A 12,230-nucleotide genomic window follows, 5' to 3' on the forward strand; every position below is an offset into this window, starting at 1 on the left:
CCCGGGTCGCTGGCCGCGAGCAGCGCCACCTGCCCGGCCGCCGCGGCCACCGCCGTCACGAGGAGCAGGCGCGGGGGCGTGCGGTAGGCCACCGCGGCGGCGCCCGCGCCCAGGGCGGTCGAGAGGAGCACGACCGGCAGCGGGGTGAGCGCGCCGCCGACGGCCGCTCCCACGGCGTCGGGGTCGACGCCCGGGACGCCCGCGCGGCGGGCGACGTCGAGGGCGAGGACGACGCCGCCGAGGATGGCGGCCGTCGTCATGAGGACGGTGACGAGCCGTGCGGCCGCCGTCACGGGGAAGCCGCGCAGCGCGTCCTCGACGGCCGCCACGAAGGTGCCGCCGGGCAGGAGCACGACGATGCCGCTGGCCACGACGAGCGCCGAGGGCGGCACCTGGCCCGCCAGCGAGGGGGGCAGGACCTCGGCCGCGAGGGTGAGCAGCGAGGACAGCGACCCGGCGATGAAGGCCCCGGCCCCGACGGTGAAGAAGGCCGGCGCCCCGGCGCGCGACATCGCCCGCGCGCCCGCGTCGACGGCGAGCGCCATGACGAAGCCCGTGAGGAGGGCCAGCGGTCCGCCGCCGAGCCGCGCGACGACGGCGACCGCGAGCAGGCCCCACGCCACCCGCACCATCCAGCGCCGGTAGGGGCGGGGGCTGCTCTCGACCTCGGCGAGGCGCACGGCGACGTCCTCGCGCTCGAGGCGGCCCTCGACGAGGTCGAGGACGAGGGCGTGGGCGGCCGACAGGCGGGCGTACTCGGTGCCCGTGGAGCGGACGACCTGCAGGCGCACCACGGCCGGGGCGTCGGCCGGCGCGTAGGCGACGGTGACGGACGAGTACGTGATGTCGAGGTCGAGGTGCTGCTCGGACAGCCCGAGGGCGACCGCGGCGGCGACGACGCTGGACTCCACCTCGGCCGTGCCGGAGCCGGAGCGCAGGAGCAGGACGGCGAGGCGCAGCAGCAGGTCGACCTGGCGGTGGGGGTCCGCGGGCGCCGCCATCCGGTAGGGCGAGGCGAAGGGGGTGCCGCGCAGCCGGTCGACGATGAGGACCGGCCGGGTCTGCTCCTCCTCGCCGATGACCCGCCGTCGCCACCCGGCCGTGCGCGCCTGACCGCCGCCGCGGGGGACGCCCCCGCCCGTCGCCGCGGGCCCGGTGGTCGGGACGGTGAGGGGCCCCGTGGCGGACCCGGTCGTCGGGACGCTCGTCGGCCCGGTGGCGGGCCCGGGAGAGGGCGCCTCGCGGCGGCGCCGCGGGCCGGCGGGGCGGGGAGCTCCGGTCACTGGGAGATCCTCCCGAACCACAGCAGGGAGCCGAGCGCCGACAGCACGACGAGCACGAGCGCGAGGCCGGTCCAGCGCGCCGTCGTCTCCTCCTCCTGCCGGACCGTCCCGATCGAGGAGCCGATGTCCTCGTAGACGGCGTCGAGCTCGCCGGCGGACTCGGCCTCGTAGGCCTGCCCCCCGGTGGTCTCGGCGATGTCGGCGAGCTCGCCCTCGTTCACGGGCACGGGCGTGCGCACCCCCTCCTGCGTGATGGTGCCGCCCGGCGTGCCGAAGGCGATGGTCGAGACGGGGACGCCGGCCTCGGCGGCGGCGCGCGCGGCGTCGTCGTTGGTGCGCCCGACCGTCGTCTCGCCGTCCGAGAGGAGCACGACGGCCGCGGGCACCGGAGCCGTCGGGTCGTCCGGGTCGGGCGGCGCCTGCTGGACCGCCGCGAGCGCGGCGTACAGGCCCTCGCCGATGCCGGTGTAGGAGGCCAGCTCGAGGCCGTCGATCCCCCGCTCGACGAGGGAGCGGTCCGTGGTCGGCGGCACGAGCACCTGCCCCGCGCCGGCGAAGGCGACGAGGCCGACGTTGAAGCGCGGCGGCAGCTCGGCGACGAAGGCGCGCGCCGAGCGCTGCGCCGCGGTGAGCCGGTCCGGCTCGACGTCGGTGGCCCGCATGGAGATCGAGACGTCGACGGCGAGGACGACGGTGGCGCGCTCGCGCGGCACCTCGACCTCCCCGAGGGGTCGGGCGAAGCCCACGGTGGCCGCCGCGACGCCCGCGACGAGCCCGGCGGCGACGAGCTGGTCGACGCGCGCCTGCACGGTCGAGCGGGCCAGGCCGGTCTCGGCGGCGATCTCCGAGCGCGTGCGCGGCGGCCCGGAGCGCAGCAGCCGGAGGACGGGCGCGGCGCCGGGCGGCACGAGCGTCCCGGCGTCCAGCGGCGCGCCACCTGCGGTCACGGGGGCAGTCAACCAGCACCGCCACCGGCGCGGCGGAAGGGTGTCGCCGCCCGGCTGACTTGTGCTTGACTGCTGGCAGAAGTCCAGCGACTCGACGAGGAGACCCGTGACCACCGCACCGACCGCCGACGGCCTGCTGTCCGTCCAGCTCTACACGCTGCGCGAGCGGCTGCAGGAGGACCTCACCGGGACCCTCCGGGCGCTCGCCGACCTCGGCTTCGCCCAGGTCGAGCCCTTCTCCTTCACCTCCTTCGGCGAGGGCGGCGCCGACCTCGGCCGCGCGCTCGCCGAGACGGGGCTCGCCGCCCCGACGACCCACCAGCACCTCGTCGGGCTGTCCGAGGACGAGCTCGACGCCGTCTTCGCGGCCGCCGCGGCGCTCGGCGTCGGCCGGGTCGTCGAGCCGATGGTCGGCGCCGACCGCTGGGGCACCGCGGACGACGTCGCCGCCGTCGCCGCCGAGCTCAACGCGGCGGCCGTCGTCGGCGCCCGGCACGGCGTCGCCGTCGGCTACCACAACCACGCGCACGAGCTCGAGAGCGTGATCGACGGGCGCCCGGCCCTCGAGGTCCTCGCCGACTCCCTCGACGACGCCGTCGGCCTCGAGGTCGACACCTACTGGGTGGCCGTCGGCGGCCAGGACCCGGTGGCGCTGCTGCAGCGCCTCGGCGGCCGCGTCGTCGCGCTGCACCTCAAGGACGGCCCCGTCTCGACGGACACGGCCGACCAGGTGGCCCTCGGCCAGGGGCGCATGCCCGTGGCCGACATCGTCGCCGCCGCCCCGACCGCCCTGCGCGTCGTCGAGCTCGACGACTCCCGCGGAGACCGGCTGCAGGCCGTCGCCGACAGCGCGGCCTTCCTGCGCGAGCAGGGCCTGGCGTGAGCGCCCCCGCCAGCGGGGCCGCCCGCACCGGCCCCGTCGTCGTCGGCCTCATCGGGGCCGGCACGATCAGCCGGCAGTACCTCGGCAACCTCACGGCGTTCCCGGACCTCGACGTCCGCTGGGTCGCCGACCTCGACGTCGAGCGCGCGGCCGAGCGCGCGGCCGAGTTCGACGTCCCGCGCTCGGGCACGGTCGCCGAGCTGCTGGCCGACGACGAGGTCGAGGTCGTCGTCAACCTCACGATCCCCGCCGTGCACGTCGAGGTGGGGCTCCAGATCGTCGCGGCGGGCAAGCACGTGTGGGGCGAGAAGCCCCTCGCGCTCGACCTCGAGGGCGGCCGCCGCCTCCTCGAGGCCGCCCGCGCGGCGGGCCTGCGCGCGGCGTCCGCGCCCGACACCTTCCTCGGCGCGGGCCTGCAGACGACGCGCCGCGTGCTCGAGTCCGGCCGCGTGGGCGCCCCGCTGTCGGCCCTGGTGCTCTTCCAGGGCCCCGGCCCGGAGTCGTGGCACCCGGACCCGGCCTTCCTCTTCGCCGAGGGCGCCGGGCCGCTCTTCGACATCGGCCCCTACTACCTGACCGCCCTCGTCCAGCTCCTCGGGCCGATCAAGCGCGTCAGCGCGACGTCGTCGGTCGCCCGCCCGGTGCGGACGATCGGCTCGGGCCCGAAGGCCGGCCAGCAGTTCGACGTCACGGTCGCCACGCACGTCAGCGCGCTCTACGAGTTCGCCGGCGGGGCCAGCGCCGTGGCCGTCTTCAGCTTCGACTCGGCCGTCAAGCGCACCCAGCTCGAGGTCGCGGGCTCCGAGGGCACGCTCGTCGTGCCCGACCCCAACACCTTCGACGGCGAGGTCGGCGTCCACCGCCTCGACGAGGACCTCGTCGCCGAGCCGGCCGTCGGCGCGACGACGACGCGCGGCACCGGCGTCCTCGAGCTCGCCCGGGCCATCCGCGCCGGCGTGCCCGAGCGGGCCTCCGGCGACCTGGCGCTGCACGTCCTCGACGCGATGGTCTCGACGACGCGCGCCGCCACCGACGGCGCCCCCGTCGAGCTGACGACGACGGTCGACGTCGCCCCGGCCCTGCCCGAGGACTTCGACCCGACCGCGCGGACGCTCACCCCGTGAGCCCCCTGCTCGAGGCCCCCGCCGCCACGACCGGCGGCGGGGGCCCGCTCGGCGCTGCCGTCGTCGGCGGCGGCTTCATGGCGGCCGTCCACACCCGGGCCGCGCGCTCCGCCCGCGCCCGGCTCGTCGGCGCGCTCACCTCCACGCCGGAGGGCTCGCGGCGCGCCGCCGCGGCGCTGGGCCACGAGCGCGGCTACGGCTCGCTCGAGGAGCTCCTCGCGGACGACGCCGTCGACGTCGTCCACGTCTGCACGCCCAACGCGCTGCACGCCGAGCAGGTGCTCGCGGCCGTCGGGGCGGGCAAGCACGTCGTCTGCGAGAAGCCGCTGGCCACGAGCCCCGAGGAGGCGTCGGCCGTCGTCGACGCCGCGGATGCCGCGGGCGTCGTCGTCGCTGTGCCCTTCGTCTACCGCTTCCACCCGATGGTCCGCGAGGCACGGGCGCGGGTGCGCTCCGGCGAGGTCGGCCGCGTGCTCACCGTCGCCGGCTCCTACCTGCAGGACTGGATGCTCAGCCCCGAGGACGACGACTGGCGCGTCGACCCGGAGCGCGGCGGACCCAGCCGGGCCTTCGCCGACATCGGCTCCCACCTCGTCGACCTCCTCGAGACGGTGACGGGGGACCGCGTGTCCTCGCTCGCGGCGACCCTGTCGACCGTCCACCCGCACCGCGCGCAGCACCGCGACGTGGCGACGGAGGACGCCGCCGCGGTCGTCGTGCGCACCGCGGGCGGCGCCGTCGGCACGCTGCTCGTCTCGCAGGTGGCGCCGGGCCGCAAGAACCGCCTCCACCTCGAGGTCGCGGGCTCGGCCGAGAGCCTGGCCTTCGACCAGGAGGACCCGGAGCGGCTGTGGGTCGGCCGGCGCTCCGGCAGCCTGCTCGTGCCGCGCGACGCCGACCAGCTCGCGCCCGACGCCGCCCGGCTGTGCGCCGTCCCGGCCGGGCACCCGCAGGGCTACCAGGACGCCTTCGACGCCTTCGTCGCCGACGCCCACGCCGCCGCCCGCGGGGCCGCCCCCGAGGCGCTGCCGCTCGCCGTCGACGGCGCCCGCGCCGTCGACCTCACCGCCGCCGTCCTGGCGTCGCACCGCTCGGGCGGCTGGGTCGACGTGCCCGCGCCCCGCACCGCCCCGCCCGCCCCCACCGCCTCGAACGCCGCCCCCACCCCCGCAGGAGCTGCCTCGTGACCGCTGACACCGACAGCACGACGACCGCCGCCGCCAGTACGGCTTCCCCAGGCGCCGGCCAGCCCGTCACCCTCTTCACCGGGCAGTGGGCGGACCTGCCGCTCGAGGAGGTCGCGCGCCTCGCGGCGTCGTGGGGCTACGACGGCCTCGAGGTCGCCTGCGGCCCGCACCTCGACGTGCAGCGCGCCGTCGAGGACGACGCCTACCTCGCCGAGCGCCGAGAGATCCTCGAGCGCAACGGCCTCCAGGTGTGGGCGATCTCCAACCACCTGTCCGGCCAGGCCGTCTGCGACGACCCGATCGACTTCCGCCACGAGGCCTTCGTCCCAAGGCGGGTGTGGGGCGACGGTGACGCCGAGGGCGTCCGGCAGCGCGCCGCCGAGGAGATGCGGCTGACGGCGCGGACGGCGCGGCGCCTGGGCGTCGACGTCGTCGTCGGCTTCACGGGCTCGAAGATCTGGCCGTACGTCGCCCAGTTCCCTCCCGTGCCGGCGTCCGTCATGGACGCCGGGTACGAGGACTTCGCCCGTCGGTGGAACCCGGTGCTCGACGTCTTCGACGGCGAGGGCGTGCGCTTCGCCCACGAGGTGCACCCCAGCGAGATCGCCTACGACTACTGGTCGACGGTGCGCTCGCTCGAGGTCCTCGAGCACCGCGACGCCTTCGCCTTCAACTGGGACCCGAGCCACATGATGTGGCAGGGGATCGACCCGGTGGCCTTCATCACCGAGTTCGCCGACCGCATCGTCCACGTCGACTGCAAGGACACCCGCCTGCGCCCGGCCAACGGCCGCGCCGGGGTCCTCGGCTCGCACCTGCCGTGGGGCGACCCGCGCCGCTCGTGGGACTTCGTCTCCACGGGGCGCGGCGACGTGCCGTGGGAGGACTCCTTCCGCGCCTTGCGCGCCATCGGCTACGCCGGTCCGATCTCGGTGGAGTGGGAGGACGCCGGCATGGACCGCCTCAAAGGCGCGGCCGAGGCCGTCGGCTTCGTGCGCTCGCTGCTGTGGGACCGCCCGACGGCGTCCTTCGACGCCGCCTTCAGCAGCCAGGACTGAGGGCGGTCGGGCGGGCTCCGGCCGGCCCGTGACCGGATCGATGCCGCAGGACGGCCACGAGCGCAGCCCCTGCGGTGCCACCCTCGTCGCCGTGAGGACGTCCTGGGGGCGGGTCCGGGCCCGCCAGCACGCCGACGTGCCGACGAGCGGCGAGGCCGCCGAGCTGTGGAGCCGCGTCCTGCGACGGCGCGGCGCCCTGGTCCTCTCGGCGCTCGGGGTCGGGTGGTCCGGCGTCGCGGCGACCGGGCTCGGGATGCCGCGGGGGCTCTGGCTCGTGGGCGGCGCGCTCGTGCTCGCCGGCCTCTTCGCGGGGGTGGCGCACCGCTCCGTGCCCCGCACCGACGGCGGCATGACGGAGCGGCTGCGCGACCACCCGCCCGAGTGGCGGCGCCTGCTCGTGCGGACCTCCGGCTCCCTGGCCCTCGTGCTCGCCGTCGTCCTCGTCCTCGGGGTGACGACGCGCTCGCCGCAGGTGCTCGCGCCCTTCGCCGCGGTGGCCATGGGCGCGCACGGCCTCCCGGCCGCCTACGCCCTCGACCAGCCCGAGTACCGCTGGGCCGGCGCCGGGCTCGTGCTCGCCGGCGCCACCGGCGTCGCGCTGCTCATCGCGGTGACGCCGTACGACGTCGTCCGCGACGTCGTCGGCGCGCTCGCCGCCCTGTCGCTGCTGGGGACGGCGGCGCGGCTGTCCGTGCGCCCCTGACCGGCCCACCCCGCCCCGCTCTCGCCCTGCTCGGCGGACCTGTTCGTCGGACGTGACCGTGCACGGTCACGTCCGACGAGCAGGTCAGCGCTCGACGCGGTGGGGACGGCGCGGTCAGAGGCGGCGCCGGGCGGGTGGCAGGGTGGCGGCTCGTGGCGACCGCCGTGCTCCTCCTCGTGGCCGTGGTGCTCGGCGGGGTGAGCCAGCGCGTCACGGGCATGGGCTTCGCCCTCGTGACGGCGCCCTTCCTCGTCCTGCTCCTCGGCCCCGTCGGCGGGGTGCTCGTCGTCAACGTCTGCGCCGCGCTGACGAGCACGCTCATCCTCCTGCGCGTGCGGCGCGACGTCGCCTGGCGCCGGTACGCCCTCCTCGGCGGCGCGGCCGTCGTCGGCATCCTCCCCGGCTCGGTGCTGGCGCAGGCCGCGCCCAGCGCGTGGCTCGAGCTCGTCGTCGGCGTCCTCGTGCTGCTGGCGCTCGCGTCCTCGCTCGTCGCGCGCCGGGCGCCGGCGGTCACGGGGACGGCGCCCGCCGTCGTCGCGGGTCTCGCGGCCGGGGCGATGAACACGACGGCGGGCGTCGGCGGCCCGGCCTTCAGCGTCTACGCCGTCGCGAGCCGGTGGCCCCAGCGGTCCTTCGCCGCGACCCTGCAGCCCCTGTTCATCACGACCGGCCTCGTCTCCTTCGGCTCCAAGCTCGCCATCGACCCGTCGTCCCTGCCCGCGCTGGCCTGGTGGGTCTGGCTCGGCATCGCCGCGGCCCTCGGCCTCGGCGTCCTGCTGGGGGACCGGGCCTCCCGCCGCCTCAGCCAGCGGACGGCGCGCGCCGGCCTGCTCGTCGTCGCCGCCACGGGCGCGGCGACCATCGCCGTGCGCGGGCTCGTCGAGCTGCTGGCCGGCTGAGCCCGACCCGCCGGCGGGCGGCGCCGGACCTGCCGACCAGCGGCGCCGGGCGTCCTCGCGCAGCGGGCCCCCGGGCGCCGGTGGCAGGGTGCCCGGCGTGACGACGACGGCGGCCCTCGTGGTGGCCCTCGTCCTCGTCGTCGGGGCGGCCGCGCAGCGCGTCACGGGGCTGGGCTTCGCCGTCGTCGCGGCGCCGGTGCTCGTGCTGCTCGTCGGGCCGTCGCCCGGCGTCGTCCTCGTCAACGTGCTCGGCGCGGTCGTCGCGCTGCTCGTCCTGCTCCGGGTCCGGCGCGACGTCGAGCCGCGGCGCCTCCTGCCGCTGACGCTCGCGGCGCTCGTCGGCGTGCCCGGCGGGCTGGTGCTCGCCCGCGCGGTGCCCTCGGCGTGGCTCGAGCTCGTGCTCGGCGTGCTCGTCCTCGCCGCGCTGGGGGTGTCGGCGCACCTGGCGCGGGCCCGGGCCCGCCAAGACCACTCCCGGGGCGGTCCGGCGTCCGCGGAGGACGCGGCGCTCGTGCCCGACGGCGAGGGCAGCGCGAGCAGGCGGGGCCAGCCGAGGCCCACGAGGACGGCCAGCAGGGCGACCAGCGGCGCCACGGCCACGGGGGCCCAGAGCACGGCGGCGGCGAGGGCCGCGGCGACGACGGCGCCGGCGGCGGCGGGCAGGACGCGGATCACCGCCCGGAGCTCCTCACGGCGGGCATCCTCGCAGACGCCCGGGGCCCGGCCCCTATCCTCGCCGGTGACCGGGGTCGCCCGGGCGGCGCCCCGCGCCCCGCCGGGCGCCGCACGCCGCGCGGTGAGGAGGTGGTCGTGGCTCAGCTCCTCATGCTCACCAACGCCCTCGCTCCCTCGGCCGAGGTGCTGCCCGCCCTCGGGCTCCTCGCCCACCACGTCCGGGTGCTGCCCGCGGAGCCGTCCGTCCTCGTCGACGCGCCGTCGGCCGACGCCGTGCTCGTCGACGGCCGGCGCGAGCTGGCGGCCGCGCGCTCCCTCACGCGCCTGCTGCGCACGACGGGCGTCTCCTGCCCCCTGCTGCTCGTCCTCACCGAGGGCGGCCTGGCCGCCGTCGCCGCCGACTGGGGCATGGACGACGTCCTCCTCGACTCCGCCGGCCCGGCCGAGGTCGAGGCGCGGCTCCGCCTGGCGACGGGCCGCGCCCGCCTCGCCGACGACGAGGGCGAGGCGAGCGACGAGATCCGCGCGGGCGACGTCGTCGTCGAGGAGTCCACCTACACGGCGCGCGTGCGCGGCCGCGTCCTCGACCTCACCTACAAGGAGTTCGAGCTCCTCAAGCACCTCGCCCAGCACCCGGGCCGCGTCTTCACGCGCGCCCAGCTGCTCCAGGAGGTCTGGGGCTACGACTACTTCGGCGGCACCCGGACGGTCGACGTCCACGTCCGCCGGCTGCGCGCCAAGCTCGGCGTCGACCACGAGCAGCTCATCGGCACCGTCCGCAACGTCGGCTACCGGTTCGTCCCGCCGGCCCGCGACCGCCGCGACGCCGAGCCGCTCGACGCCTGACGCCCCGCCGCCGGGAGGGCGCACCCTCCCGGCCCCCTCGGCGCTCCACGCCGGCGACCGCCCTTCCGCGGGCCTCTCCCCGCACCGCCACCCGCCCGGGTGACCCCCGCGCGCCCCGGCTCGACGGAACAGTTGCCCGGGGCATATCGTTGCTTCCAGCACGCAACATGGGGAGGCGCGATGATCTCGGCGAGGACCGCCGCGGACCTGCTGGAGGAGGCCCGGGGGCTGCACCGCAGCACCCGGGCGCTGCTGCGCCGACCCGCCTCCGACCGGGCGGGGGCCGCCGCCGAGGCCGTGCTCGCCCTCCTCGCCGAGGCCGGCGAGGTGCGCCCCGGCGCCCTGGCCTGCCGCGTGGGCGCCTCGCCGTCCGTGCTGAGCCGCCAGCTGGCGGACCTGGAGGAGGCCGGCCTCGTCGAGCGCCGCGCGGACCCCGACGACGGCCGCGCGCACCTCGTGCGCACCTCCCCCGACGGGGACGCCCTGCTCGCCGCGACGGCGAGCGCCCGCGCGGACCGGCTGCGCGGCGTCCTCGACGCGTGGAGCGAGCAGGACGCCCGTGCGGCGCTCGCCTCCCTGGCGCGGCTCCGCCACGACCTCGAGGCGGCGGCGGGCGGCACCCGCTCCGGCGCCTCCCCGGCGGCCCGCGCGATCCCCGACCACGCGACCCCCGACCACCAGACCCCCGACCACGGGACCTCCCCCTACGAGGCCCCCGACCACCGGCACCCGCCGGCGCCCGGCGGACGACGACGTCCTGCGGTGCACCACCCCGACCCGACGACCGCAGCGACCGGCCACCGCGCCGTCCGCGCAGACCAGGAGGTGGGCGCGTGAGCGTCCTGTCCACCCCGAGGACGAGCCCGGGCCCCGACGACCGCCCGGAGGAGCAGCGCCCCGACGGCGCCACCCCGGCGTCCTCCTCGGCCCCGCCCGCGGCCCCCGGCCCGGGCGGCAGCCCCGCCGGGCCGACGGGCGAGGCGCCCGGCATGACCCACCGGCAGGTGCTCGAGGTCCTGGCGGGCCTCCTCGCCGGCCTCTTCACGGCCCTGCTGTCGACGACCATCGTCGCGACGGCCCTGCCGACGATCATCGGCGACCTCGGCGGCACCCAGACCGCCTACACGTGGGTGGTCACGGCGGCGCTGCTCGCCAACGCCGTCTCCACGCCCCTGTGGGGCAAGCTCGCCGACCTGTTCAGCAAGAAGCTCCTCGTCCAGCTCTCGCTCGTCGTCTTCGTCGTCGGCTCGGTCGTGGCCGGCGTCTCGCAGGACGTCTCCCAGCTCATCGCGGCCCGCGTCGTCCAGGGCGTCGGCATGGGCGGCCTCACGGCGCTGGTCGTCGCCATCATCGGGTCGGTCATCCCGCCCCGGCAGCGCGGCCGCTACTCCGGCTACATGGGCGCGGTCATGGCCGTCGCCATGTCCGGGGGACCGCTCGCCGGCGGCGCCATCGTCGGCGTCGTCAGCTGGCGCTGGACCTTCTTCGCCTGCGTGCCCCTGGCCGTCATCGCCCTCGTGCTCATCCAGCGCACGCTCGTCCTCGTCGAGAGCAAGCGCCGCCCCCGCATCGACTGGCCGGGCGCCGTGCTGCTCTCCACGGGCGTGAGCCTGCTGCTGGTCTGGGTCTCCTTCGTCGGCGACTCCTTCGCGTGGGCCTCCTGGCAGACCGCCGCGATGGTGGGCGGCGGGCTGGCGCTCTGCGCCGCCCTCGTGCTCGTCGAGCAGCGCGCCGCCGAGCCGATCATCCCGCTCGGCGTCCTCAAGGAGCGCACGACGGCCCTGGCCGTCGTCGCGAGCGTCGCCGTCGGCATCGCGCTCTTCGGGTCGAGCGTCTTCCTCGGGCAGTACTTCCAGACCGCCCGCGGCTACAGCGCCTTCGACGCCGGCCTGCTCACGCTGCCGAACGTCGCCGGGTCCCTCGTGGGCACCATCGTCTCCGGGCGCCTCATCACCCGCTACGGCCGCTGGAAGCGGTTCCTCGTCGGCGGCGCGCTCATCATGATCACCGGGCTGTCGCTCATGGGCACCGTGGACCACCTCACGCCGCTGTGGCACGTGGGCGTCTTCATCTCCCTCATCGGGCTCGGCACCGGCTGCCTCATGCAGAACACCGTCCTCGCGGTGCAGAACACCGTGGCGCTGAAGGACATCGGCTCGGCCTCGAGCTCGGTCGCCTTCTTCCGCACCCTCGGCGGCACCATCGGCGTCTCCGTGCTCGGCTCGGTGCTCGCCACCCGCGTCGCCGACCTCACCAGCCAGGGCCTCGCCGACCTCGGCGTCGTCACGGGCAGCGGCGGCGGCTCCGGCGGCGGCAGCCTCGACATCGCCGCGCTCCCGGCCCCGGTCGCCGAGGTCGTCCGCGCCTCCTACGGCGACGCCACCGGGCGGATCTTCCTCATCGCGGCGGCGGTCGCCGTCGTCACCCTCGTGGCGGTCAGCCTCATCCGCGAGGTGCCGCTGCGCACCACGGTGGACGTCGTGGCGGAGCAGAGGGGGCCGGAGGCGAAGGCCTCGGTCGCCGGCGCCACCGAGCCCCCTGCCGACGGCGGGGCGCCGCTCGGCCGTCACGCCGACCTCGCCGCGCCGGTCGACGCCGCCGCCGAGGGCCCGGCCGCGGCCGACG

Annotated in this window: 11 protein-coding genes and 1 pseudogene; 10 read left to right on the plus strand and 2 right to left on the minus strand. The window is 77.4% G+C overall.

Going from position 1 to position 12,230, the window contains the following annotated elements:
* A partial coding sequence (locus HLB09_RS06815) for a threonine/serine exporter family protein (RefSeq protein ID WP_171202642.1) occupies nt 1-1,283 on the minus strand: 1,283 nt, incomplete at its 3' end.
* Entirely contained in the window at nt 1,280-2,230 is a 951-nt protein-coding gene (locus tag HLB09_RS06820) for a VWA domain-containing protein (protein WP_212770678.1), read from the minus strand. The genes HLB09_RS06820 and HLB09_RS06815, both read right to left, overlap by 4 nt.
* Nucleotides 2,231-2,336: 106 nt before the next feature.
* Here HLB09_RS06820 and HLB09_RS06825 point away from each other — a divergent pair, with 106 nt between their 5' ends.
* From HLB09_RS06825 to HLB09_RS06870, 10 genes and pseudogenes are all read left to right on the plus strand, one after another.
* Nucleotides 2,337-3,113: a sugar phosphate isomerase/epimerase family protein gene (locus tag HLB09_RS06825; protein ID WP_212770679.1), complete on the plus strand. Its 777-nt coding sequence runs from the start codon at nt 2,337-2,339 to the stop codon at nt 3,111-3,113.
* The gene (locus tag HLB09_RS06830) at nt 3,110-4,237 is read left to right on the plus strand and encodes a Gfo/Idh/MocA family protein (RefSeq protein ID WP_171202644.1); all 1,128 of its coding nucleotides are present in this window, start codon (nt 3,110-3,112) and stop codon (nt 4,235-4,237) included. The genes HLB09_RS06825 and HLB09_RS06830 overlap by 4 nt, the downstream gene beginning before the upstream one ends.
* Nucleotides 4,238-4,242: 5 nt before the next feature.
* Entirely contained in the window at nt 4,243-5,424 is a 1,182-nt protein-coding gene (locus tag HLB09_RS06835; protein WP_246234572.1) for a Gfo/Idh/MocA family protein, read from the plus strand.
* On the plus strand, nt 5,421-6,482 hold the full coding sequence (locus tag HLB09_RS06840) for a sugar phosphate isomerase/epimerase family protein (protein ID WP_171202645.1): 1,062 nt from the start codon (nt 5,421-5,423) through the stop codon (nt 6,480-6,482). Before HLB09_RS06835 ends, HLB09_RS06840 begins: the two co-directional genes overlap by 4 nt.
* 91 nt (nt 6,483-6,573) lie before the next feature.
* Nucleotides 6,574-7,185, plus strand: coding sequence for a hypothetical protein (locus tag HLB09_RS06845; protein ID WP_171202646.1), 612 nt, complete (start codon nt 6,574-6,576; stop codon nt 7,183-7,185).
* A gap of 152 nt (nt 7,186-7,337) precedes the next feature.
* A complete protein-coding gene (locus HLB09_RS06850; RefSeq protein WP_212770681.1) occupies nt 7,338-8,084 on the plus strand; it encodes a TSUP family transporter in 747 nt (248 codons plus the stop codon).
* 121 nt (nt 8,085-8,205) lie between these two features.
* A pseudogene (locus tag HLB09_RS20340) lies at nt 8,206-8,577 on the plus strand (TSUP family transporter); the annotation flags it as partial.
* Nucleotides 8,578-8,894: 317 nt separating this feature from the next.
* Nucleotides 8,895-9,605 (plus strand): response regulator transcription factor, encoded by a 711-nt coding sequence (locus HLB09_RS06860; protein WP_171202647.1) that lies wholly within the window; start codon nt 8,895-8,897, stop codon nt 9,603-9,605.
* A 180-nt stretch (nt 9,606-9,785) separates the two neighbouring features.
* Complete coding sequence (locus HLB09_RS06865) at nt 9,786-10,442, plus strand: MarR family winged helix-turn-helix transcriptional regulator (RefSeq protein WP_171202648.1); 657 nt, start codon at nt 9,786-9,788, stop codon at nt 10,440-10,442.
* A gap of 152 nt (nt 10,443-10,594) precedes the next feature.
* A partial coding sequence (locus HLB09_RS06870; protein ID WP_171202652.1) for an MFS transporter occupies nt 10,595-12,230 on the plus strand: 1,636 nt, incomplete at its 3' end.

This window comes from Pseudokineococcus marinus, from assembly GCF_013004605.1.
GTDB lineage: Bacteria > Actinomycetota > Actinomycetes > Actinomycetales > Quadrisphaeraceae > Pseudokineococcus > Pseudokineococcus marinus.

What these genes read in the sequence shown, in the direction of transcription:
- HLB09_RS06865 (WP_171202648.1), top strand. Translation starts at nt 9,786, where the DNA reads ATGATCTCGGCGAGGACCGCCGCGGACCTGCTGGAGGAGGCCCGGGGG.